This is a genomic window from Streptomyces sp. NPDC093097, from assembly GCF_044754325.1.
Lineage (GTDB): Bacteria > Actinomycetota > Actinomycetes > Streptomycetales > Streptomycetaceae > Streptomyces.
The window spans coordinates 91,339-115,546 of sequence record NZ_JBIVOW010000015.1; the positions used below are offsets into that span (position 1 = coordinate 91,339).

Here is a 24,208-nt window from a genome sequence, read left to right on the forward strand (position 1 = left end):
CGCGTTCATGGAGCCTCCCGCAAGGCGTGGGCGTGGTGGGCCGCAGGGAACAGGGCCGTGGTCAACGCGGCGAATTGGTGGTCGAGTTGCCGGGCGGCGATCAGGTTCTTCTCGGTGAGCGTCCGCCGCAGCTCCGCCGCGTGCTTCTCCAAGGCCCGGAACTGCTCCAGCAGTCGGTCGGCGTCGACCTCGCGGGCCGGGTGGCGGTACGCACCAAGACCCATCCGGGCCATGAGCGCGTCGCTCTTCGCCGCATAGCTGAGGGCGAGCGTCGGCGTGCCGACCTTCAGCGCGCAGATCAGGTTGTGGTAGCGGATCGCCACCACGGTGTCGGCGGTCGCCGTCTCCTTCATCAGGTCGGCGAGCGAGGACGTTTCGGCGGCGGTGACCAGGGGCGAGTCCACCGCGTCGAGGATCGCTGTGACCACCGGCGCATCGCATCGGTCGCCGGTGAGCAGCCGGACCGGTCTGCCGTCCTCGACCAGCGCGCGGACGAAGCGCGTCGTCCCGTCCAGATAGCGCCGGTGGATCTCCTCGGCCCGGGCGCGGTCGTCGTCGCTGCCGCGGAAGGCCATCACGCCGACGCAGACCAGGCCCGGCGGGCCCGCGGGCATGCCGGCCTCCGGCGTCGGCAGGGAGAACGCGAGGTCCGGGAAGACCGCGTCGTCCGCGGTGTCCACGCCCATCGCCCGCAGCGCGTCGCGGGACTGGTCGTCCCGGTACGAGCGGTATGCGGCCAGCCGCGCCGACCAGCGCACCAGGGCCCGGGTCGACCGGTTGCCGATCGCGGCGGCGCCGACGCCGACCAGCGCCACCGGGGTGCGCAGCAGCCGGCCGGACGCGCAGAGCAGGAACAGTGCGTACGGGAAGCCCCACGGCCGCAGCGGCAGCGTGGCCTCCAGGACGCCCATGCCCGGCACGATCACCACGTCGTGCCGGCGGACCCACGCGGCGGTGCGGAAGGCGTCGACGAGCTTGCCCAGCCCCTTCGCCGCGATCGCGCCCGCACGGGACGCCGTCCGGTACTCCCCGCGGTACCAGTGCAGCCGCGTCGCGGGGATCCCGTACCGGGACGTGACGACCTCGGGGCCGCCGCACAGCGCGTCCACCACCGCGCCCGGGTGCGCGGCGCGGAGGTAGCCGAGCACGGCCTCCAGCGACCCGTCGTTGCCGAGGTTGCCGGAGCCGAGCAGACCGAACACCCCGACGCGCACCGGAGTTTCGTCCCCGGGCCTCATGGCTGCCTCCCCTCGCGGCCGGCGACCAGGGCGTCGACGGAGACGCCGAGCTGGGCCGGGTCGACCGGGGCGCGGTCCTCGACCCGCTCGCCGGTGCCCGGCCGGACCCGGCTGGTCATCCACGCGGCCAGGTGGCGGTGGCACGCTCGCCGGTCGGCCGAGGACAGCGGCGCCCGCCGGATCGCCGAGGCAAAACCCCAGACGTACTCGGCGAGGAGACGGGGCGTCGGGTGCAGCGGGCCCGCCCGGCGCGGGTCGAGGTTGACGCACCGGGCGCGCTTGGAAGGATTCGCCCGCTCGGCCCGGGTGGGGTGGTCGCGGCGGAAGTACAGCAACTCCGGCACCTGGTGGAAGGGCCCGTGCAGGGTGAGCTCGGCGACGAACGTGCGGTCCGCGTGGTGGTAGCTGTCGAGCGGCCTCACCCGGCGCAGCACATCGGCCCGCAGCACCCCGTAGAAGTCGTCGCCGCCCGGCTCGAACAGCAGGCTGCGGAAGCGCTCCGGCGCGTGCGGGGAGTCGGTGGCGAGCCCGTACTCGTACGGGACCTTCACCTCGCCGGCACCGTCGATGACCGCCTGGCCGGTGTGCGCGAGGATCACGTCCGGCCGCTCGTCCAGCGCCTCCACGCAGCGTCGCAGCAGGTCGCGGCCGTAGAGGTCGTCGTGCGAGGCCCACTTGAACAGCTCGCCGCGGCACTCGACGAACACCCGGTTGTGGTTGGGTGTCGCGCCGATGTTCCGCGGCAGCCGGAGGTACCGGATGCGCGGGTCCCGCGCCGCGTACGCGCGGCAGATGTCCTGGGTCCCGTCGGTCGAGGCGTTATCGGAGACGACCAGCTCGAAGTCCTCGTAGGTCTGGCCCAGCAGGGCCTCGAACGATTCGGCCAGGTACTCCTCGCCGTTGTACACGGGCAGGCCGATGCTCAGCCTCGGTCGGGCGGTCATGAGGTCCTCACTTCGGGGGTGGGGGAGGAGTGGCGCTCGTCCAGGGCGGACCGCAGGTGCAGCCACCACACGGCCGAGCCGCTGACGGTCGCGGCGGCGACGCCCCAGGCCGAGCCGACGGTGCCGGCGGCCACCGCCCCGCCGAGCCCGCCACCGACGTAACAGGCGGAGGCGAACAGCTGGCAGCGCAGGCTGCGTCGGGCCGCGGCGAGCGCACGCAACCCGGCCGCCGCGCCGGTGCCGAGACCGGCGCCCGCGACACCGAGCGTGATCGGCACGATGAGCTGCGCGGCGGAGGGCCACACGTCGCCGAGCACCAGCGCGCCGAGCCGGTCCGGCACCAGCAGCAGCGCCCCGCCCCAGAGCAGCGCGCCCGCGGCCTGCCCGCCGCCCAGCAGGAGACAGAACGAGCCCAGTCGCTGCGGGGCCCGCCGCAGCACCCGCGCCGCCTCCGGGACGGTGACCAGCGAAAGCCCCATCAGCACCGCGAGGAACGGGCCGAGCAGCAGCTCTGCGCCCCGGACCGCACCCACCGCGCCGACCCCGACGATCGCGCCGAGCCCGTAGGCCCGCAGCTGGCTCGCACCGCTCAGGGCGACGTTCTCGACCAGGTACCGGTAGCCGAGGTCGCGTTGCTCGCGCAGCCACCCGCCCGCCAGGGACGTCCGGGGCCGGATGCCGGACTGGAGGCAGCCGTACCCCGCGGCCACCGCGGCGGCCGCGCCCCAGGCGAGCAGGAAGGCGGCCACGCTGCCCACGTGGGTCGCCACCACCATGGCAGGGACGAGCGCGACGCCGCACACGACGTCGTTGACGAACGCCTTGCGCCCGGTGCCGGCGGCGAAGAACGCGAACCGCCAGGCGTCTTGCAGCAGCAGCGCCGGCAGCACGACGCCGAGGCAGGCGAACGCGGGCCCCACGCGGCCGCCGAGGGCGAGCCCGACCACCAGGCACGCCGCGCCGAGGGCGGTGCCGAGGCCGAGCGCGGTGCCCGAGGACCGGGCCACCGCCGCGCGCCAGGACGCGGCCGGCACGCTGCTGAAGCGCACCACGAGCGGGTCGGTGGCCAGTCCGCGGGAGACGTTGAGCACCACGCCGTAGGTCACCCAGGCCAGGCTGAACACGCCGAACGCGGCCACCCCCAGCGAGCGGGCCACATAGATCCCCACCACGAAGTTGGAGATGCTGGAGGCCGCCTGGTCGGCCAGTCCCCAGGACAGCCGGCCGACCATGGCCCGCTTGGCGGTCCGCCGGGCTGGTCCGGCCGGGGCCGCCGATACCGTCGTCTGCTTCCCCCCGGTGGTCATCGGCGTCATGCCTTGATCAGCCCGGCGGCGCCCAGGGCGTCGGCCGCGGCGGCGACGGTGTCGAACGGCAGCCCGGACCGCTCGGCGACGTCCAGCAGAGCGTGCTCGCCGTCGGAGAGGTTGAGCACCCAGAGCATGGCCAGCTGGGCCTGCTTGGTGTCGCTGCGGCCGCCGAGCGCGTCGTACAACCCGCGTCGCCCCAGCTGAGGTTCGCCGTAGGGGCTGAGGTTGAGGTAGCGCCGGTTGCGGTCCAGTACGGCGCACGCCTCGCGGCAGACGGCGAGGGTGTCCGCCATCGCCTCCGGGGAGACGAAGTCCGGGTTGTCCGCCGAGGTGTGGTACTCGGGATAGGCGGCGTACGGGGTCCGGCTGAGCGACCCCACGCCGAGGTTGAATCCGGGGGAGCAGTACTGCCGCTCGTCGTAGCCGTACGGGGTGAACTCCACGACACGGTGCGGGCGTCCGGAGGCGGCGAGCACGTGCCGCAGCACCCGGTCGATCTCCGCGTCGCCCCGTCTGCTCTGCTTGTACGTCAGGTGGCCCGGGTCTCCGGCGCAGGCCAGCACCAGGCCGTGCTTGACCCGGTCGATCCGCTGGGCGTTGCGGGCGAGCCAGGTGATCGCCCCGATGGTGCCGGGCGCGTAGAGGAACCGGTAGGTGTAGTACGGCGTCCGTTCGGCCAGCGCCCGGGCCAGGAACGTCGCCACCGCGATACCGGCCAGGTTGTCGTTGGCCAGCGACGGATGGCAGACGTGGCAGGAGACGATCACCTCGTCGGGGACCTGACCGCGGACCACGTGCTCGGCGTAGGTGAGGTGACCGTCCGCGAGGGTGGAGTCGACGCACACCTCGTACGCGCCGTCCGGCAGCGCGTCCAGGGTCTCCTGCGCCAGGCAGAACCCCCAGTCCGGCGTGTAGTAGCTGGTGCGGTACGGCACCCAACTCGGGTGTTCCGGCAGGGTGTGCAGGTGCCCGCGCAGCTCGGACAGCGGCATGGTCGCCGACACCGGCACGCTGTAGCCGAGCACGTGCAGGCTGGACGCGGCGAAGTCGACGACCCGCCTGCCGGTGGCGTCGGCGATGTACGCGTCCCGGATGTTCCACTCCTGCGGCACCGTCCAGTCGAGCACCTGCGTCCCGGTCGGCACCTCGTGCACCGTGAGCGGGACGTACTCGCCGACGATGTCCAGGGTGTCGCGCACACCGTCGCCGGTGATGCTCCGGCACAGCGGGTACAACCGCTCCACCAGCGCGTGCATCTCTGCGCCGAGCCCGGTCATCGGCGCCGCCGCAGGGTGTCGTCGACCGCGCCGGTCTCGGACGCCGCGCGCAGCACGGCGAGCCGCGTGAAGCGCCGTTCGAAGCCCTCCCGGGTCAGCCCGAACTTCCGGTAGGCGTCGGCGAGTTCGAGCGCGCCCTGCTTGACCGTCCACGCGCAGTCGAAGCCGGGGATCGCGGCGCGGAACCGGGAGAAGTCCACCCGGTACGACCGCGGATCGGCACCGGTCTCCCCGGTGATCTTCACCTGCGAGCCGGGCACCGCCTCGGCGACCTGCTCGGCGATCTCGGCGACCGTGACGTTGTTGATCTCACTGCCGATGTTGAACGCCCGGTCGTGCACCGCCTCCCGCGGCGCGTCCAGCGCGGCCGCGAAGGCCCGGGCGATGTCGACGGCGTGCACCAGGGGGCGCCAGGGGGTGCCGTCGGAGAGCACCAGCACCTCGCCGGACAGCAGCGCGTGGCCCACCAGGTTGTTCAGCACGATGTCGGCGCGCAGCCGCGGTGAGTGGCCGAAGGCGGTGGCGTTGCGCAGGTACACCGGGCTGAAGCCGCCGTCGGCCAGCGCGTGCAGGTCGTCCTCCACCCGCACCTTGGACTCCGCGTACGGCGTCACCGGGCGCAGCGGGGCGTCCTCGGTCACCAGGTCGTCACCGCCGGCGGCGCCGTAGACCGAACACGTCGAGGCGTACAGGAAACGCCGCACCCCGGCGTCGCGGGCCAGTCGCGCCAGGCGCACGGACGCATGGTGGTTGATGGCGTAGGTGAGCTCCGGCGCCAGCGATCCGAGCGGGTCGTTGGAGAGCGCGGCCAGATGGATCACCGCGTCCACCCCGGCCACATGGGCGGCCGTGACGTCACGGAGGTCCACCCGGTGCCCCGCAGGGTCCGCGGGCGTCGGGCCCAGGACGCAGTCGGCGAACAGGCCGGCGTCCAGGCCGACGACCTCGTGCCCGGCGGCGGTGAGGATCGGGGCCATCACGGTGCCCAGGTAGCCCAGATGCCCGGTCAGCAGTACGCGCAAGGTTCATTCCCCCAGGTCGAGAGTGAGTTTGGTGACGGCGAACGCCTCGGCGTAGCGCGCATGGCATTCGATGCCGCGGATGCGGGCGAGACCGAGGAAGGCCTCGCGGTCGTACCAGGGTCGGTGCCGCTGCGAGGGGTAGTGCTCCTGCAGCAGTCGCACCTTCTCTTCGGCGATCTCCGGCGACAGCGGCTGGTACGCCGCCATGCGGCCCAGATCGCCGTCCCACTTGACGATCTCGTAGCCGAGCACGAGGTGGTCGCGGAACGCGGTGGGGATCAGCTGCGCCAGGCCGCGGTGGTCCTGATGCGCGTCGTCGGTGCGCGGGGCAAGGACGAGATCCGGCTCCGTGCCCGCGCGCAGCTCCTCGACCGCGGCCTTGGCCTCGTCCCAGTGCACGGGCAGTCGGCCGTCCGGCAACTTGTCCACGGTCAGGTGCAGTTCGGCGCCCGGGCAGAAGGCGGCGAGCGCGGCCCGTTCCTCCTGCTCCCGCTCGCTGCCACCGCCGGAGAGCACCAGCGCGTCGATGCGCAGGCCCGGCCGCGCGCGGCACAGCGTGAGCAGCGTGCCGCCGGCGCCGATGGCGAGGTCGTCGCAGTGCGCGCCCACCGCGACGATCCGGTCCAGGCGCTCGGCCCCGAGCCGGATCACGCCCGCGCTCCGGCGCAGTCCCTGCTGCCGGTCGCGCGCGCCCCCGCGCCGTCCCGTTCCCACACGGCCCACGGGCGATCGCCCCGGGCGTAGGCGGCGTCGAGCGCGGCCCGCTCCTTGACGGTGTCGGTCGGCTTCCAGAAGCCGCGGTGCCGGTGCGCCACCAACCGGCCCCGCTTGGCGAGTCGGCCGCATCCGTCCGCGACCAGGTCCCCGTTCTCGGGGATGTGGTCGAAGACCTCCTGGCGGAGCACGAAGTAGCCGCCGTTCTCCCACAGCGGCAGTTCGCTCACCGCGGTGATGCCCCCGACCAGGCCGTCCTCGCCCAGGTCCACGCAGTGGAACGAGGACTGCGGCGGCACCACCATCATCGACGCACCGGCATCGCGCCGGGCGAAGGAGTCGATCATCTCCGGCAGCGGGGCGTCGGTGAGCACATCGGCGTAGTTGGCGAGGAACATCTCCTCGCCGTCCAGGTGGTGCCGCACCCGGCGCAGCCGCTCCCCGATCGGCGACTCGACGCCGGTCTGCGCGAACGTGATCGTCCAGTCGGCGATGTCGGTGGACAGCAGCTCGGTCCGCCCGCCCCGCAGCACGAAGTCGTTGGACGTCGTCTCCTCGTAGGTGAGGAAGAAGTCCTTGATGTGCTGTGCCCCGTACCCGAGGCAGAGGATGAACTCGGTGTGCCCGAAGTACGCGTAGTAGCGCATGACGTGCCAGATCAGCGGCCGCGGACCGACCATCGCCATCGGCTTGGGCATGTCGTCGGCGGCTCCGCTGCGCATCCGCAGCCCGTAACCGCCGCAGAACAGAACGACCTTCATGGCGTGACCTCGACAATGCTCAGTTCCGGGATGGGGAAGACCAGCCGGCCGCCCCAGGCGTGCACAAAGGACAACTGCTCGACCAGTTCGTCCCGCAGGTTCCACGGGAGGACGAGGACGTAGTCCGGTCGGTCGGCGGCGATCTGCTCGGGCGGCAGGATCGGGATGCGGGTGCCCGGGGTGAACCTGCCGTGCTTGTACGGGTTGCGGTCGACGGTGTACGGGAGCAGATCGGGGCGGATGCCGCAGTGATTGAGCAGGGTGTTGCCCTTGCCCGGGGCGCCGTAGCCGACGACCGTCTCGCCGCGCTCGGCCGCCCCGATGAGGAACGTCAGGAGGTCCCGGCGGACCTTGGCCACGCGTCCGGCGAACTCGGTGTAGCCGGACAGCTCCTGCAGCCCGGCGGCCTTCTCCCGGGCCAGCACGTCGGCCACCTGGGGCGACGGCTCGCCGGCCACCTCGAGCGGCCGGGCCCACAGCCGGAGGGAGCCGCCGTGCGTGGGCAGCAACTCGACGTCCACGAGGGCGAGTCCGCCGCTCGCCAGCGCCCGGATCGCGGACGCGACCGTGTAGTACTGGAAGTGCTCGTGGTAGATCGTGTCGTACTGGTTCCCCTCGATCAGGGTCAGCAGGTGCTGCACCTCGATGGAGACCCAGCCGTCGTCGGCGACCAGCGCGCGCAGCCCCTGGGTGAACCCGACGACGTCGGGGATGTGCGCGTAGACGTTGTTGGCCACGACCAGGTCCGCCGGGCCGTGCTCGGCGCGGACGGCCGAGCCGGTGTCCGGGGTCAGGAACTCCGTGTGCGTGGGCACACCCTTCTCCCGTGCCGCGGCACCGACGTTCACCGACGGCTCGATGCCCAGGCAGCGGATCCCCCGGTCCACCACGTGCCGCAGCAGGTACCCGTCGTTGCTCGCGACCTCGACCACGAAGGCGTCGGGGCCGAGAGCCAGGCGCCGCACGGCGTCGGCGACGAACGTGCGGGCGTGCTCCACCCAGGAGGCCGAGAAGGAGGAGAAGTACGCGTACTGGGTGAACGTCTCCTCCGGCGTGATCAGCGGCGGGATCTGCGCCAGCCAGCAGTCGGTGCAGACCCGCAGGTGCAGCGGGTACGCAGGCTCCGCCGCGTCCAGTTGGTCCGCGGCGAGGAAGCTCTCACACGGTGGCGTCGCCCCGAGGTCGACGACGCTCGCCAGCGCTTCCGAGCCGCAGAGTCGGCATCGTGTCATCTACTGCCCCCCATTGATTCCGTCCCCCTTGATTCCGTCCGACCCGCGATCGCGGTGCGGTACGCATCCACCAGGCGCTCAAGGCCGACGGCCGGGCAGAAACCCTGCTCGTAACGGCGTCGGGCCGCCTGGCCCATCTCCCGGTTGCGGGCCGGCTCGGCCGCGATCCGGCGTATGCAGGACACGAGCGAGGCGGCCTTGCCCGGCCGGTGCAGCAGCCCGGTCACCCCGTCCTCGACGAGTTCGACGAAGGCGCCGTGACCGGCGGCGACGATCGGCACCCCCGCCGCCATCGCCTCGACGACCACCAGGCCGAACGCCTCCAGCCACGTCGAGGGAGCCAGCACGGCGACCGACCGCGCGACGGCCTGCTGGCACCGAGCCGGGTCCAACAGGCCGACGTAGCACACGTCGTCACGCCCCTCCGCCCAGGCGGACACCTCTCGCTCCAGCGGCCCCGTGCCCGCGATCACGAGGGGCACGCCCACCCCGCCGTCCGCTGCGATCTCGTCCCACGCCGCCATGAGCAGCCGCACGCCCTTGGCCTCCGCGAGCCGACCGAGATACAGCAGATGCGCGCCGGCGCCCGCTCGGCGGACGTCCGGTTCGGGCACGAAGTTGTGCTTCACCGCGAGCCGTTCGGCCGGCATGCCGGCCCGCACCAGGACATCGCGCTGCGCCGCCGAGATGCACAGGAACCGCTCCACGCCGGACCACCACCGCCGGCGGTTGACCGACAGGCTGACCGCGAGCGGCACCGTCGCAAGCCGGGAGCCCCGGTAGCAGCCGTGCCGGACGGCGGGCAGCGGCGCCGCCCCGACGCACTCGGTGCACGGCCGGCCGTCCCGCTGCAACGTGCCGGGCGGGCAGACCTGGGTGTAGTTGTGCAGCGTGGCCACCGCGGGCACGCCGGCGTCGGCGCAGGCGGCCAGCACCGCGGGCGACAGGAGCGGGAAGACGTTGTGGACGTGCACCACGTCCGGCCGCTCGGCGCGCAGCCGGGCGGCGAGTTCCGAGCGGACCGCCGGGTTCCACGGCACCAGCAGCGGCACCGCGGCCTTGCTCAGCAGGGAGCGGGCGGCGATGTCGTCGCTGCGCCGCTCGAACACCTCGACCCGGTGGCCGGCCGCGCGCAGCAGCGCCGCCTCCTGGTCGACGACCTTGTTCTCCCCGCTCGGCTGCGCCGAGGCGTAGCGGTTGTGCACCACGAGGACATGCATGGTCAGGTCACCTCCGATCTCTGGGCCCGTCGCGGGATGCGGCGTCGGGGAACCACGGGCGTCGGGACGGGCGGGGCCGCGGCAGGCGCCGCCAACAGCGCGGCGGCGACCGTCAGATGCAGCAGATACGGCGAGGCGTCGCCCAGCCCGGCCTCGGTGTACGACGCGATCGCGCAGTAGCTGATCAGGAAGATCGCGCAGGCCCTCGGCAGCGACGGCGGCCGCAGCAACGCCACGCCGCCCAGTACGAGGAGGAGCGCCGCCACGAGGGCGATGCCGATCAGACCCTGCTCGTGGTAGACGGCCAGCCAGCTGTTGTCGATCGGCAGCCCGCCGAAGGACTTGTCGCCCAGGCCGACGCCGAACAGCTGCTCCGCGGTCGTCCGGGGCGCCGCCAGCAGGGCGTCCCAGACCTTGGCCCGGCCGGTGAGATTGGAGAAGTTCTCCTGGCTCTGCCCGCGCAGGAACCACGCCTCCAGCACGGAACCGAGCGCCACCGCGGCCACCGCGGCGCACAGCACCGCCCAGGTGAAGAACCGGCGGGCCGCGGCGCTGGTCAGCAGGAGCGAGCCGATCGCCAACGCCAGCCCGATGAACAGGCCGAGCGTGGCCGTCCGGGTGTGGGTCAACGCGAGCAGGATCAGCGACGGCACGATGACGACCGCCGCGCCGGCCCGGTCGGTCCGGCGGCCCAGTACGAGCAGCACGGTGAGCCCGATGATCACCGCGGCGTACTGCCCGATCTGCGGCGGGGTGAGCGGCCACAACGCGCCGACGAGGCGCCCGCCGTAGAGGTCGGGCAGGGCCGCACCCGGTGAGACGACCAGGCCGGCGGCCACCGACCCGAGCACCGCGAAGTACATCCGGATGTGGTGCCGGACGAACGTCGGGCCGCCGTCCCACCAGCGACTGAGCAGCCACAGCGTGCCGACGAAGAGAGCCAGCCGGGCGCAGCGGAACAGCGCGCCGAACCCGGACTCCAGGCGCGCGCTGGAGATCACGCTCGTCACCAGCAGCAGAGTGAGCAGGGACAAGGGGGCGCTGGGTCGCACCCGCAGCCGGGGATTGAGGACGAGCGCCAGCGCGAACGCGGCGACCAGCGCGCCCATGGTGACCAACTGGATGAGGGAGCGGGGCAGCGGAACGATGGTCTTCGCCCCGGCGGAGCCGAGCGTGTTGAGGACCAGCAATCCCCAGACGATCCCGACCGTCTTCGGTGTGCCGGCAGGCCGCGGTTCCGCGCCGGGGTGCGTGCCCGCCGTGTCCGGTCCGCCCGGCAGCGCACCGCGCGTCAGGTCCCCGCCCATCTCAACCACCGGCCTGTGGGTCGAGAGTGCTGCCCGCGTCCTGCCGGTACGGCGCGCCCTGCCACTGCCCGGAGTCGAGGACCCGGCTGGGATCGTGGGCGACGAACGTCCACGGGCCGACGTAGACGTTGTCGTGCCAGCGGTTGTGCTGCCGGCCGGTGATCGCCTCGGCCACCCCGTCGCCCTTGTACGGGGACCAGTCCGGATAGGTTCCGTAGTTGGCCAGGACCGCCATGCGGTCGCATTTCGCCGTGCAGTTGACGACGGAGGTGTCCAGCACGAAGCGGTTGCCGTGGATGTCCACCCGCTGGGTCTTCCACCGGCAGTCGGCGTAGAGCGGTGCGCGGGCGATCGCCGGCTTCGCACAGCGGCCGGTGTCCCGCACCAGCAACGTGCAGGCTCCGGACGAGGTGTTGGCCGGGCTGTTGCAGAACCGGTCGGCGTTCTCCCACAGGGTGATCCCGTTCCAGTTGTTCTCCAGCACGTTCCGGTAGATCTCGATCTTGTCGGTGCGCGCGCGGATCCGCGGTTCGCCACCGGACTCGGACAGATAGACGGTCGCGAACGGGAAGTCGTCGCCACGGTCGGCGGCCCGGCGGCCCTCGACCCAGTTGTTCCGCCGGATCGTGTTGTTCCGGATGACCGCGTTGTAACTGGTCTCGTAGATCAGGGCGGCGCCGTCGTTGGCCTCGATCACGTTGTTCTCGATGCGGAAGTCGTTGTTGTCGGTGTCCGCCCACAACCCCGTTCCGCGGTTGTCGTGCACCCAGTTGCCGCGTACCTCGGCGCCGTCGACGGCCCAGAACTTCACGCCTCCGGTGCAGCCGCAGCCCGGCCGGCGCCGTTCCCAGTCGCCGGTGTTGTTGCCCGTGATCTCGTTGCCCTCGACCACCAGGTCGCCGACATGGCCGCCGCTCGTGTAGGCGTTCATGCCGTACTGCCCGTTGTCGCGCAGGCAGTTGGCGCGGACCCGCTGGTGGGCACCGGCCATCAGCCCGGCCCCGGAGTTGTTCCGGATCGTCGCGTGCTCGATCACCCACCCCTCGGCCGAGTCGTGGTTGACCACGCCCTCGTTCTGCGGCGCCACGAAACCCTGCACGGTCAGGAAGCGGAGGGTGACGTCGCGGGCGGTGCCGCCGAACGCGTACTGGTTCTCCTTTCGGCCGTCGAGCACCGCGCCCGGCGCACCGAGGTACCGGTCCCCATTCTTGGGGACGACCTGGGCGTAGCGATCCGGGTCGAGCCGGTGCGTGCCAGGGCGGAGCCAGAACGTGGTGTGCGGCGGATTGTCCTTGGTCTTCGCCGCCAGGTCGCCGACCACCGCGGGATCGACCGTCACCGCGCCCGCCGGCGCCTTCGCCGGCCCGGCCGCGGGTGCGGCGCACACCCGGGCCACGGACGTGGACGGTGCCCCGAACGTGACGGGCGCAGCGGTCGGTTTCGCCTGGCCGCCGTGCGTGCCCGCACAGCCGGTCGCCGCCAGCAGGGCCAGCGCCAGCGGTGCCGCCGCCCACGCCCAGTGCCGCCTCTCTATCCCCACGCGCCCCCCTAGCCGCGGAACCTGAGCACGGTGGTGAAGCCCTCCGCGCCGTCGGCGAAGCCGGTGCCGACCAGCGTGGTGGCGGGTTCCTTGCGCCCGAAGCCGGCGGAGTACCAGCCCAGCGGCGGAGCGGTCTCGCCGCGGTGCGCCCGCCAGCGCAGCTGCCCGGGCAGGTCGAGCACCGCGGAGCGGTCCTCACCGTCCCGGGTCCAGGTGAGCACCGCCCGGTCGTCCACCAGCTCCGCGGCGATCGCCGGACCGAGGTGGAACGCGAGGCGCACCGCGGCCCGGCGCCGGCCGCGCACCTCGTCCACGACCCTCAACTCCCGCCGCGCGGAGGACAGTTCCACCCTGCGGCGGTGCACCGAGCCCTGGTATCCGTCGTGCTCGGCACACCAGCGGGCCACGCCCTCCTCGGAGGCGCCGGACGGGTCCGCGACCAGGACGCGGCTGCGGGCATGCCGGGTCCACAGGAACGGGCCGCCGGAACCGGACTGGTCACCGCCGTCCAGCTCCAGGGTGTTGTGGCCGAGGGTCGACCGGAAGTACCGCCGCCACTCGGGCTGCCCGTGGTAGCAGAACGTCCCCGGGTCGGCGAGCACATCGACCCCGTCGTGCCGCACCTCCACGGACAGCGCGTCCGCGTGGGCGTGCGCGGCGATCGACAGGAAGCCGTGCGGACCGCCGTCGCAGCGGCACCAGATCCCCGCCGGGCCGCGCAGGACGGTCATCCCGGCGTCGGCGAAGTGCGCCGGCCGGCTCGCCGGGCGGGCCACGTCCCGCACACCAGGTGCGATCAGCGCGGCCAGCAGCGGGGTGCGTACATCGGTGGCGGTCACCGTCGGCCACCAGGCGAGCCGGCCGAACACGGCGTCGCCGGTGGCCAGCAGCGAGGCCCAGCGGTCGGTGCCCGCGCCGTCCACGACCAGACCGTGACCGTCGTCCGCGTCGCCCTGGCGCGGCGGCCGCAGCCGATTGTCCACGACGGCGGCGAGCGCGTCGGTCATCCGCAGCAGCACCAGCCGGACGGTCGCGGGGACCGGCCTGCCCGCGGCGCCCGCCTCGGCCAGCGCCGCCAGGCCCAGCTCCAGCACGAGTCCGTGGTACTCGGTGGCCAGTTCGCGGTTGAGGCCGGAGCCGAAGGTGTTGCCGCGCAGGTGCCGTTCCAGCGACCGCAGCGCGCCCGCCCGCCACCGCGCCGAGGCGGGGAACCAGCCGAACGCGCAGGCCGCGGCGAACTGTCCGGCGGCCTCGGCGATGACGTGGTTGTTCGCCGAGGACCCCCGGCTGGGGAAGGCGGCCAGCCAGCGCTGGTGGTGCCAGATCTGGTGCAGCGCCACCGGGTTGGCCTCGAACAGCCCGGCCGCGCCCGGCCAGCCGTCGAGCAGCCGGCGGATCCACACCCAGGACAGCAGCCGGATGCCCAGCTCGATGCCGCTGATCCAGTGCACGCCGCGCAGCGGCGGGTTGGCCGCCCACCACGACCGCAGATGCGCGGCCACGCGCTCGGCGTACCGCTCGTCCCCGGTGACCGCGTAGGCGGCGGCGAGCACGGTGAGGTACTGGTGCCGGGACAGCTCCCAGATCTGCTTGATGTCGCCGACCGCATCCTCGTTCCGGTACGGCACGTCGAAGGCGTAGCCCGACGGGGCCCGGCGCCCCGTCTTCGGGTCGTACCACCAGTCCGGATCGGCCAGATCGTCGCGGACCACCCCGAAGTACTCGGCGTGCCCGTCCATCAGCCGGTCCGCCTCGGCGATCAGACGTTTCGCGGCGTCCGGAGTTACGGCGGCGAGCGCCCCGGCGGGCAGCACCGCGGTGAACCGGGCGCCGGTCACGCGCGGGCCGTGCGGCCGCGCCGACCGCCACCGCCGCCTGCGCACCGCGTCGCCCACCCGGCCGCCGACCTCCCGCGGTCCCATCCGGGACAGGCGTCGCAGGTACCAGCCCGGACTCCCCGAGATCACGGTCATCGCGCCCTCGCCAACGTCACCGGCGCGCCGCCGACCAGGCCGGCCCGCACGGCGAGGGTGGCCGCCGTGGTGGCGACCAGCGACTGAAGCGGCACCGGCATCGGCCCGCCGGTCCGCACGGCCTTGATGAACGCGGCCAGTTCGGCGGACTGGCCCTTGTCCCGGGCCTTGGGCAGCCGCGAACTGACCCACTTCTTGGGGCCGTACACCGAGGCCCGCACGAAGTCGTCGAGCCGCAGCACCTTGCCGTCCGCGACCAGGTCCAGCGTCTCCTTGGGGAAGCCGGGCGCGCCGGTGGTGAGGTAGCTGAGGGTGGCGGTGGATCCGTCCGGGTAGCGCAGCACGACCTGGAGGTCCTCGTTGCCGGACGGGGCGAGGGCGTACACCGAGACCGGGTCGGCCCCGAGCAGCCAGCTCGCCGTGTCGATGAAGTGGCCGCCCTCGCCCTCGAACCGCGAGCCCTCGGTGCCCTGTTGGAGGTACCAGCTGCCGTGCTGGAGGCGGCCCGCGTTGACCAGGTAGCGCAGGCTCGCCGGGCCGGTCCGGGCGCCGAACTGCTTCCTGGCCTCGGTCAGCAGCGGCGCGAACCGGCGGTTGAAGCCCACCTGCAGCCGGTCGTTGCCGGACTCCTCCACCGCCGCGAGCACACCGGCCAGCTCGTCCTCGGTGAGGGCCAGGGGCTTCTCGACGAACACCGTCTTGCCGGCCAGCAGCGCCTGCCGGGTCAGTTCGGCGTGCGAGCTGTGCCGGGTGACCACGAACACCGCGTCGACGGCCTTGTCGCCGAGCACGGCGTCGAGATCGGTGGTCGCCTCCGCGAAGCCGAACTTCCGCTGCGCGTTGGCCGCGGACAGCGCCGTCGTGGTGACGACGGTCGACAACTCGACGCCCTCGCGCCCGGCCAGGTGGGGGAGCAGCATCGACGTGGCGTAGTTCCCCGCGCCGACGAACGCCAGCCGCACCGGCGTCCTGGTCGCCCGGACCGGACGGTGCCGCACGTGCACCGCCGGCACGGCCACCGCCTCCCCGGCCCCCGCGTGTTCGGGATACCGGAACAGCACGGCCACGGCCTTCACGTCGCCGTCCTCCAGGCGCCGGTACGTCTCGACGGCGTCGTCGAAGGCGGCGACGTGCGAGACCAGGGGCTCCACGTCGACCCGGCCGCGGGCGACGAGGTCGAGAAAGCAGGCCAGGTTGCGGCGCTCGGTCCAGCGCACGTAGCCGATCGGATAGTCCCGCCCCTGAAGCTCGTACTCAGGGTCGTAGCGCCCGGGCCCGTAACTGCGGGAGAACCGGACGTCGAGTTCCTTCTCGTAGTACGCGTTCCACGGCAGGTCCAGGCGGCACTTGCCGATGTCGACGACCCGGCCGCGGTCCCGGCTCAACTGGGCGGCCAGTTCGACCGGTTGGTTGCTGCCGCCGCCGGCGGCCAGGTACACCTGGTCCACGCCGTGGCCGTCGGTGAGTTCGGCGACGGCGGCCTCCACGGCCGCGGACGCGGGATCGCCGCAGGCCGCGGCCCCCAGGCGCACGGCCAGCCCGCAGCGCGCCGGGTCGGGGTCGACGCCGACGACGCACACTCCCGAGGCGACGAGGAGCTGCACCACCAACTGGCCGATCAGACCGAGGCCGATGACCAGCGCCACCTCGCCGAGCTGTGGCTCACCGCGGCGCACGCCCTGCATCGCGATCGCCCCGACGGTGCCGAAGGCGGCATGCCGCGGTGCGAGGCCATCCGGCACCGGGGCGTAGAGGTTCCTCGGCACCCAGTTCAACTCGGCGTGCAACGCGTGCTCGTTGCCGGCGCAGGCCACGAAGTCGCCGACCTTCACCTCGTCGATCCCGGCGCCGACCTGCTCGACCACCCCGCACAGCGAGTAGCCCAGCGGCGTGTAGGAGTCCAGCTTGCCCATCACCTTGCGGTAGGTGGCGGGCAGCCCGTTGGTGGCCACGCTCTGCATGACCTTGGCCACCTGGTCCGGCCGGGAGCGGGCCTTGCCCAGCATCGACATACCGGCCTCGGACACCTTCATGAGCTCGGTCCCGGTGGATATCAGCGAGTAGGAGGTGCGGACCAGCACACCGCCCGGCTTGCATCCCGGCACCGGCACATCGAGCACCGCCAGCTCACCGCTCTTGTAGTTCTGCACAACCTGTTTCACCCGAGCTCCTCTTGTCTCCACGCCGTCAAGCCGCCCGGCTCCGGCCGGAGCCGGAGGTCGCGCCGCGATACCAGTACTCCAGGGTCAGCACATGCCACAGATGCTTGGAGAAGTCCCGCTGTCCGGCGGCGTCCTCGGCGACCATGCGCGCCAGGGCGTCGCGGCGCAGCAGCCCGGAGGTGACGAGCACGCCGTCGTGCACCACCTCGCGCACCAGCGGCGCCAGGTCCCGGCTCATCCAGGCGCGCAGCGGGGCGCTGAACAGGCCCTTGGGCCGGTAGACGATCTCCCGGGGCAGGATCGAGGCGGCCGCCTCCTTGAGGACCGCCTTGCCCTGCCGTCCGACGATCTTGCGATCGCCGGGCACCGCGAACGCCGCCCTGACCACCTCGACGTCCACATACGGCACCCGCACCTCCATCGACGCGGCCATGCTCGACCGGTCCGTGTAGGCGAGATTCAGACCCGGCAGGAACATCCGGGCGTCGCCCAGGCACATGCGGTTGACGAAGTCGTCGAGGTCGTTGTCCTGATAGACCTCCGCGTGCTCGGCGAGCACGTCCTGGACCGTCCCGGCCAGCTCCGGATCGAGCAGGGCGAGCAACTCGTCCCGGTCGTACATCGTGTAGCTGCGCCGGAACGCGGTCTCCTCCGGCAGCTCGGCGAAGGAGAGGAACCGCTTGGCGAAGCGCACCGACCGGTACCCCCGGCGGGCCGTGGCGACCGGCAGCCGGTCCACGGCCCGGGACAGGCCGCGCCGCACCGGGCGCGGGACGCGCTGGTAGCGCAGCGCGAGCAGATTGGCCAGGTGCTTGCGGTACCCGGCGAACAACTCGTCGGCGCCCATCCCCGAGAGCATCACCTTGACCCCGGCCTCCCGGGCGGCCGAGCAGATCAGGAACGTGTTGATCGCGGCCGGGTCGCCGATCGGCTCGTCCAGGTGGTACGTCATCTGCGGCAGCAGGTCGAGCACGTTCGGCGCGATCTCGATCTCGTGCAGGTCGACGCCGAACCGCCCCGCCACCTGCCGGGCATGGCGCAGGTCGTCCGGCATCGCCTCGAACCTGGCGTCCTCGGCGCGGAACCCGATCGTGTAGGCGGAGATCCCGGGCCGGTCGCGAGCCGCCAGCGCGGTCAGATAACTGGAATCGAGACCGCCGGAGAGGAACGTCGCCACGGGCACGTCGGCGCGCAGATGACGCCGGGTCGACTCCTCGACGACGGCAGCCAGGTCCGGCCGCTCGCCGGACCGGGCCCGCTCCTGCCCCTCGGCGGCGACGTCCTTGAGGTGCCAGAACCGGCCGCGCTCCACCCGGCCGTCGGGCCGGCACCGCAGCCAGCTCCCCGGCGGCAGCTTCTCCGCCTCGCGGAACGCGCACCGCGAGTCCGGCACCCAGTAGTAGAGCAGCGAGGCGACCAGCGCCGCATGGTCCACCTCCAGCGAGCCGCCGGTCACTGCGGCGAGCGCCTTGAGCTCGGAGGCGAACGCCAGGCCCGCACCGCGCCGCAGCAGGAACAGCGGCTTGATGCCCAACTGGTCCCGGACGAGCACCAGTTCGCCGGTCCGCTCGTCGAAGATCCCGAACGCGAACATACCGCGCAACCGGGGCAGGCAGTCCGTGCCCCAGCGCCGCCAGGCCTCCAGCAGCACCTCGGTGTCGGAGGTACCGCGGAAGCGCACCCCGGCGGACGCCAGCTCGGCACGCAGCTCGGGCGCGTTGTACAGCTCGCCGTTGTACGTCAGGGCGAGGCCGTCCGAGACCATCGGCTGGGCGCCGGTCCCGGACAGGTCGATGATCGCCAACCGGCGGTGCCCGAGCGAGACTTCGCCGTCACCGACGGGGTGGTCGTAGCGGCCCGCCCCGTCCGGACCGCGATGGGCGAGGGCGTCGGTGAGCCGGTCGGTGACGGCCTTCCCGTCCGGCCATCGGTACGTCCCTGCGATGCCACACATGTCCTACCGAGCCTCCTGATCGTTGTCCGGGACCCGCGCCGCCCACATCGACTGCAGCTGCGTCCGCGGCCGACCGGTCCCGTTGTGCCGGGCCGGCCGCTCGGTCCGCCCGCGCAGCGCGGTCTGCAGCCCGTCCCACAGCGTGCCGTCGGTCCGGTCCCGCGGATCGGGGTCGATCAGCACCACACCGAGCACCGCGACGCGCTGGTCCGCGAGTTGGCGCGCCACGGTGTGCAGCCAGGCGGCGCTGCCGTGCCCGGCCCGCACGACGAGCACGGCCCGGGTGCCGAGGCACGGGAGGTCGGTCCACGCGGTGCCGGGCGCGACCGAACCGACGCCGAACCGGCGCCCGTCATGCGCCCCGGCCGCGGCACGCTCGCCGCTGACCACGCTCGGGCCTCCCGGCTTCCGGCGGCGCCCCGCGAGCCGCGAGCCGGGCAGAGCGTCGACGATGACCACCGGCCCGTCCGATGCCAGGCACCCGGCGACGTCCAGGGCGAGCGCGCTCGTGCTGCGCGCACAGCCCAGTTCCAGCAGCGACACCGGTTCCGCCGAGCCCCGCACGGTGCGGGCCAGGGAGCCGACGAGCCGTTCGCGTGCCGCCCGGATCCGCCGGCGCTGCCACGGCCGGCCCGATCGCCGGGGCAACTCCGCGATGACCGAGGCGCCCAGGTTCGCCGCGATGTCCCGGCGCAACACGGGGCGGTCCGTCACCACCACACCGACCGCGGCCAGCGCGAGCCCCAGGACCAGTCCGAGGACCAGCCCGACCGCGGCGTCGGTGAGCGCGGTCCTGGCCAGGGAGCGTGGCAGCGCGTGCGGGGCGTCCACGATCTGCGTACCGGCGATGACCCGGGGCGTGCCGGTACGCGCCTCCTCGGCGCGCTGGTCGAAATCGGCGATCCGCGAGGTGAGCTCGGCCCGGCGGGCGAAGCGCGACTCGATGCTCGCGGAGTCCTTCGGATCGCTGCCCGACGAGCGGTCCCCGATCGCCTTGTTGACCTGGGCGAGCTCGACCCGCAAGCGGTCACGCTGGTCGTCCAGGGCCTTGGCCTCGGCCTTCGCGGCATCCCACATCCGCCGCACATGGTCCGCGACGAACGCATCGGCCAGCGCCTTGGCACGGGCCACCGCCTCCGCGTCGCTGCCACCCGTCACCTCGATCTGCAACAGGTTGTTGGTCAGGCCGGTGCCCTGATAGTCCCGCAGGAAGTCGGCCGGTTTTTCAGCGGACTTGAGGGACTTCAGGGCCTCGTCGGCGATTTTCGTGGTCCCCAGCAGCGCGACGTCGGTGCGGATCAGCGTTCCGGGATCGTTCGGCTGGTCCTCCTGATGCGCGACCAGCACCTTGGTCACCGCGGTCGGCGGCGTCGGCAGCAGGACCGCCACCGCCCCGCCGACGAGCAGCCCCAGCAGCGCCATGGCGCACCACAGGCGCCGCCGCCTCCGCACGGCCACCACCAGCGCCTGCAGATCCAGCAGCGGAGCGGCGGCCGACGCCTCCGACGTCGTACGCGTCGTCACCCGGCACCCCCCGACGCGTCGTCGCCCACCGCGAGCGCCGGTGTGGCGGCGTCCCGAGGACGGCCGGCAGTCCGCGTCGGACGGGCCCGGACCGCGCCGGCCAGGACGACGCCGACGACCTCGTGCTTGGCGTCCGCACACGCCTCGGCGACGCCGGCGAGCTCCCCTGCGGTCCAGCTGCCCGCGCTGAGCACCACCAGGGCACCGGACGCGTCGTCACGGTCCGGCACCAACGGCCGGTCCACCGAAACCCCCACCACGTGCAGCACGGGGCATCCCGTCCGCAAAGGGCTCGGGGAAGGACCGCCCCCGGCCTCGGCGACGAGCTGCCCGGCGGCCCGGCGGGCGATCTCGTCGCCGTCCGGGACGACGACCAACAGCCGTCGAGGAGACGGCAGTTCGTTGCGGAGACGGGCGCACACCCGCCGGTAGCGAAGCTGCCTGCCGGCCTCGTCGCCCGATGCCTGCGGGGTGGGTGCGTCCCACCGGATGTCGAGGCCCAGCAGCCCGCGGAGCCGGGCCCGCGGGCCACGGCCCGCCGGCCGGCGCACGGGCCGCTCCTCGGGAACCTCGACGGTGCCCAGCAGCGTCGAGCCCAGCGCCGCGGCGATCTCCGGTGCGGCGCGCAGCCGGCGGCTCATCCGCGCGGCGGTGAGCTGGCCGACGACCGCGAGCAGGAAGAACAGCAGCGCCCCGGCGACGATGAGCTGCGTTCTCGTCGGCGGTGCCTCGCCGGCCGGCCGGGCCGCCGGCCCCATGACGACCATGTTGGCCTTGGTGGCGGTCGGGGCGGCCTGGTCCAGCTTGTTGACGGCCTCCTGCAGCGCGGTGCGCAGCTGCGCGAGCTCGGTGCGGGTCTGCACGCTCTCCACCGTCCGCCCCGGATCGGCCGCGTCGGCCAGCTCGGTGATGCGCCGGCCGGTCTGCACCACCGTCTGCCGCAGCGCCTCGGGCCGCGCCGCCGCTTCGGGGTCGGCGCTGTCGCCCGCGATCCGTGCGGCGAACGCGACGAACTGATGGACCATCTGGTCCGAGAGCTGCTGGGCGCGCTCCGGGGTGTCGGCCGTACCCGAGACCATGATGATGTTCCCGTCGGCGGCCTTGGCGCCCACCCGGTCCCGCAGCTCACCACCGCTGACCCCGGTCCAGCCGAGCGCGGCGGCCGTGCGGTCGACCACCGCCGAACTGGTCGCGATATCCACCTGGGTCAGCAGCTCACGCTCCTCCCACTGCCCCGGCAGCAGGACCGACGCCGACGCCGTGTAACTCGGCGGAAACAGCAGCGAGGCGCCGAAGCCGACGAGCGCACCCACCACGGCGAGGACGGTGAGGAGCCGCCGGCGCCCACGGATGATCCGCCCGATCGTGACCAGGCGTATCGAGTCATCGCTCAACGGCGGGGCCTCTTCCCCGTCCGGTTCCGATCGCCCGCCGGCACCGGAGTGCGGCCGCGGCAGGCGGCGGAGTAGGCGGCGAGCAGCGCGGCCTGCGAGTTCCGCCAGGAGAGCTGCCCACTGATCCGCACCTGGCCGATCTTGCCCATCCGGGCCCGCCGCTCCGGGTCGTCCAGCAGCAGCGCGATGAGCCCGGCGAACTCGGCCTCGTCGTTGGCGGGCGCGTAGACGGCGGCGTCACCGGCCGAGACCCGCGCCTCCCGGAGGTCGAACGAGACGATGGGCCGCCCCATCGCCATGTACTCCAGAACCTTGTTCATGGTCGACACGTCGTTGAGCGGATTGCGCGGGTCGGGGGAGAGGCACACGTCCGCGGTGGACAGATAGCGCACCAGGTCGGCGTCCGGAATACGCCCGGTGAACTCCACCTGCTCCGACAGTCCGAGCCGCCGGGACAGTGCCACCATCGCGTCGAAGGCGTCGCCGCCGCCGACGAACACCGCATGCCAGTCGGTCCGCCCGAGCTCGTCGCGCAGCTTCGCCAGGGCCCGCAAGGCGTAGTCGACGCCGTCCTGCGGGCCCATGACGCCCAAGTAGCACAGGAGATGAGGCTTGCCGCGCTTCAACTCCGGCTCGGACGACACCGGTTGGAACCGGTCCACGGCGGGCGCGCTGCGCACCACGAAGACGTCCTCCGGCCGCTTGCCGCCACGGCGCACCGCGACGTCCCGGTAGCTCTCGTTCGTGGCGAGCACGACGTCCGCCGCCCGGTAGGTCCGCCGTTCCAGCGCGCACACGGCGCGGTAGAGCAGGTCCTCGCCGCGGTCGAACCGGGAGAGGTACAACTCGGGTACCAGGTCGTGCTGGTCGAAGACGAACCGCGCACCGCGCCGCTTCAGCCACAGTGCCGGCAGGAACAGCAGGTCGGGCGGGTTGCAGGCGTGGACCACATGGACCGGGCCGACCTTGCGGGCCAACCGGGCCGTATGCCACAACGCCGATCCGTACTCCCGCAGATAGCCGGCCGGGCCTCCGGTGGCCGCGCGCAGCGGGTAGCGGTGGATCCGGACCCCGTCGATCACCGCCTCCGGCTCGGTGTCCCGCTTCTCCCCGCGGGGACAGATGACGTGCACCTCCCAGCCCGCGTCACGCAGCGTCGTGCACTCCTGCCACACCCGCCGGTCGAACGGCACCGACAGGTTCTCCACCAGGACCAGCGCGCGCCGGCCCGTCCCGTCGCCGCCGGCTGCGTCACCCGACGCCGTGTCACCAAGCAAGGCCCATGTACCCCGGTTCGGCCCGGCGCGCCTCGGCGTCGGGAAGGCGGATGAGATCGACGATCACCGGGCCGCCACCATGGGGCAGCGCCGCCACCACGGCCGGATCCCTGGTCCCGACCAGACACACCTCGGCGTGCTCCAGCACCTCCTCGACGGAGTCCGCGAGCAGCTGCGCGAGGTGCGGCAGCCGGGTCTCGATGTACTCGCGGTTCGCACCGAGCAGCCGGGACAGGCTCACATTGGCGTCGTGGATCCGCAGGTCGTACCCCTTGCCGAAGAGCACCTCCGCCAGCTCGACGAGCGGGCTCTCACGGAGGTCGTCGGTGCCGGGCTTGAAGGACAGCCCGAACAGTCCCACCCGGCGCTTCCCGGTGCGCTCGACCAGGTCCACCGCACGCTGCAGATGGTCGGCGTTGGAGGGCAGCACATGGGCGAGGATGGGCACCGAGACGTCGGCCCGCCGTGCCGCGTGGACCAGGCTGCGCAGATCCTTGGGCAGACAGGAGCCACCGAAGGCGAAGCCGGGCCGCAGGTAGGCGGGGGAGATGTTCAGCTTGCGGTCGGCCAGGAACACGTCCATCACCTGGTGCGAGTCCACCCCCAGTGCCTGGCACACCGCGCCCAGCTCGTTGGCGAAGCCGATCTTGAGGCCGTGGAACGCGTTGTCCGCGTACTTGATCGCCTCGGCCGTCGGGATCGGCACCCGGAACACCGCGCCGGGCAAGCCCTCGTACAGCGCCGCGACCACATCGCCGCTGGCCCGGTCGAGCTCGCCGACGACGGTCTTGGGCGGGTCGAAGAAGTCCCGCACGCTCGTGCCCTCGCGCAGGAACTCCGGGTTGACCGCGACCCCGACGTCCACCCCGGCCGTGCCGCCGACGTGCTTCTCCAGGATCGGTACCAGCAGGTTCAGGCAGGTGCCCGGGAGCATGGTGCTGCGGAACACGACGGTGTGCCGCCCGCCGCGCCCACCGCGATCCGCCAGCGCGGCGCCGATCTGTGCGGTGACCCGCTCCAAGTACGTGGTGCACAGGCTCCCGTTGGGCTCCGACGGCGTGCCCACGCAGACCAGCGACACCTCGCTGCCCGCGATCGCCTCGCGGACGTCGCCGGTGGCGCGCAGCGCTCCGGTCCGCACGACCTCGGCGATGAGCTCGCCGATCCGCTCCTCGACCACCGGGGCCCTGCCGTCGTTGACCAGGTCGACCTTCACCTGGTTCACGTCCACCCCGATGACCTCGTGCCCCATGCCGGCCAGGCACGCGGCCGACACGCAGCCCACGTAGCCGAGCCCCAGGACGCTTATTCGCATGACTCGTTCCTCCCCCCAGGCAGGCCCCTTCGGCCTGCGGTCCG

The 24,208-nt window shown here is 73.0% G+C and carries 18 protein-coding genes; all 18 read right to left on the minus strand.

Going from position 1 to position 24,208, the window contains the following annotated elements:
• Window positions 1-5 precede the first annotated feature (5 nt).
• From ACIQE0_RS24610 to ACIQE0_RS24695, 18 genes are read right to left on the minus strand one after another with little or no spacing between them, the layout of a single operon-like run.
• A complete protein-coding gene (locus ACIQE0_RS24610; protein WP_402335924.1) occupies window positions 6-1,238 on the minus strand; it encodes a polysaccharide pyruvyl transferase family protein in 1,233 nt (410 codons plus the stop codon).
• Window positions 1,235-2,182, minus strand: a complete 948-nt coding sequence (locus ACIQE0_RS24615; protein WP_402335927.1) for a glycosyltransferase family 2 protein — start codon at window positions 2,180-2,182, stop codon at window positions 1,235-1,237. The genes ACIQE0_RS24610 and ACIQE0_RS24615 overlap by 4 nt, the downstream gene beginning before the upstream one ends.
• The gene (locus ACIQE0_RS24620; RefSeq protein ID WP_402335929.1) at window positions 2,179-3,498 is read right to left on the minus strand and encodes a hypothetical protein; all 1,320 of its coding nucleotides are present in this window, start codon (window positions 3,496-3,498) and stop codon (window positions 2,179-2,181) included. The genes ACIQE0_RS24615 and ACIQE0_RS24620 overlap by 4 nt, the downstream gene beginning before the upstream one ends.
• The gene (locus ACIQE0_RS24625; RefSeq protein WP_402335932.1) at window positions 3,495-4,769 is read right to left on the minus strand and encodes a DUF4910 domain-containing protein; all 1,275 of its coding nucleotides are present in this window, start codon (window positions 4,767-4,769) and stop codon (window positions 3,495-3,497) included. The genes ACIQE0_RS24620 and ACIQE0_RS24625 overlap by 4 nt, the downstream gene beginning before the upstream one ends.
• On the minus strand, window positions 4,766-5,791 hold the full coding sequence (locus ACIQE0_RS24630; RefSeq protein ID WP_402335935.1) for an NAD-dependent epimerase/dehydratase family protein: 1,026 nt from the start codon (window positions 5,789-5,791) through the stop codon (window positions 4,766-4,768). The genes ACIQE0_RS24625 and ACIQE0_RS24630 overlap by 4 nt, the downstream gene beginning before the upstream one ends.
• Before the next feature lie 3 nt (window positions 5,792-5,794).
• Complete coding sequence (locus ACIQE0_RS24635) at window positions 5,795-6,442, minus strand: PIG-L deacetylase family protein (protein WP_402335938.1); 648 nt, start codon at window positions 6,440-6,442, stop codon at window positions 5,795-5,797.
• Complete coding sequence (locus tag ACIQE0_RS24640) at window positions 6,439-7,266, minus strand: glucose-1-phosphate cytidylyltransferase (protein ID WP_402335941.1); 828 nt, start codon at window positions 7,264-7,266, stop codon at window positions 6,439-6,441. The genes ACIQE0_RS24635 and ACIQE0_RS24640 overlap by 4 nt, the downstream gene beginning before the upstream one ends.
• On the minus strand, window positions 7,263-8,498 hold the full coding sequence (locus ACIQE0_RS24645) for a methyltransferase domain-containing protein (protein ID WP_402335944.1): 1,236 nt from the start codon (window positions 8,496-8,498) through the stop codon (window positions 7,263-7,265). Before ACIQE0_RS24645 ends, ACIQE0_RS24640 begins: the two co-directional genes overlap by 4 nt.
• Entirely contained in the window at window positions 8,495-9,718 is a 1,224-nt protein-coding gene (locus ACIQE0_RS24650; protein WP_402335947.1) for a glycosyltransferase, read from the minus strand. Before ACIQE0_RS24650 ends, ACIQE0_RS24645 begins: the two co-directional genes overlap by 4 nt.
• Before the next feature lie 2 nt (window positions 9,719-9,720).
• The gene (locus ACIQE0_RS24655) at window positions 9,721-11,025 is read right to left on the minus strand and encodes an O-antigen ligase domain-containing protein (protein ID WP_402335950.1); all 1,305 of its coding nucleotides are present in this window, start codon (window positions 11,023-11,025) and stop codon (window positions 9,721-9,723) included.
• 1 nt (window position 11,026) lies between these two features.
• Window positions 11,027-12,565, minus strand: coding sequence for a right-handed parallel beta-helix repeat-containing protein (locus tag ACIQE0_RS24660; protein WP_402335953.1), 1,539 nt, complete (start codon window positions 12,563-12,565; stop codon window positions 11,027-11,029).
• A gap of 8 nt (window positions 12,566-12,573) precedes the next feature.
• On the minus strand, window positions 12,574-14,538 hold the full coding sequence (locus ACIQE0_RS24665) for an alginate lyase family protein (RefSeq protein WP_402335955.1): 1,965 nt from the start codon (window positions 14,536-14,538) through the stop codon (window positions 12,574-12,576).
• Window positions 14,535-16,700: a bi-domain-containing oxidoreductase gene (locus tag ACIQE0_RS24670; RefSeq protein ID WP_402335958.1), complete on the minus strand. Its 2,166-nt coding sequence runs from the start codon at window positions 16,698-16,700 to the stop codon at window positions 14,535-14,537. Before ACIQE0_RS24670 ends, ACIQE0_RS24665 begins: the two co-directional genes overlap by 4 nt.
• 25 nt (window positions 16,701-16,725) lie before the next feature.
• Window positions 16,726-18,654 carry an asparagine synthase (glutamine-hydrolyzing) gene (gene asnB, locus ACIQE0_RS24675; RefSeq protein ID WP_402335961.1) on the minus strand — a complete coding sequence of 643 codons (1,929 nt, stop codon included), beginning with the start codon at window positions 18,652-18,654 and terminating at the stop codon, window positions 16,726-16,728.
• Between the two features lie 3 nt (window positions 18,655-18,657).
• Window positions 18,658-20,178: a Wzz/FepE/Etk N-terminal domain-containing protein gene (locus tag ACIQE0_RS24680; RefSeq protein ID WP_402335964.1), complete on the minus strand. Its 1,521-nt coding sequence runs from the start codon at window positions 20,176-20,178 to the stop codon at window positions 18,658-18,660.
• On the minus strand, window positions 20,175-21,572 hold the full coding sequence (locus tag ACIQE0_RS24685; RefSeq protein ID WP_402335967.1) for a polysaccharide biosynthesis protein: 1,398 nt from the start codon (window positions 21,570-21,572) through the stop codon (window positions 20,175-20,177). Before ACIQE0_RS24685 ends, ACIQE0_RS24680 begins: the two co-directional genes overlap by 4 nt.
• A complete protein-coding gene (locus ACIQE0_RS24690) occupies window positions 21,569-22,849 on the minus strand; it encodes a glycosyltransferase family 4 protein (protein ID WP_402335970.1) in 1,281 nt (426 codons plus the stop codon). The genes ACIQE0_RS24685 and ACIQE0_RS24690 overlap by 4 nt, the downstream gene beginning before the upstream one ends.
• Window positions 22,839-24,164: a nucleotide sugar dehydrogenase gene (locus ACIQE0_RS24695; protein ID WP_402335973.1), complete on the minus strand. Its 1,326-nt coding sequence runs from the start codon at window positions 24,162-24,164 to the stop codon at window positions 22,839-22,841. The genes ACIQE0_RS24690 and ACIQE0_RS24695 overlap by 11 nt, the downstream gene beginning before the upstream one ends.
• Window positions 24,165-24,208 lie beyond the last annotated feature (44 nt).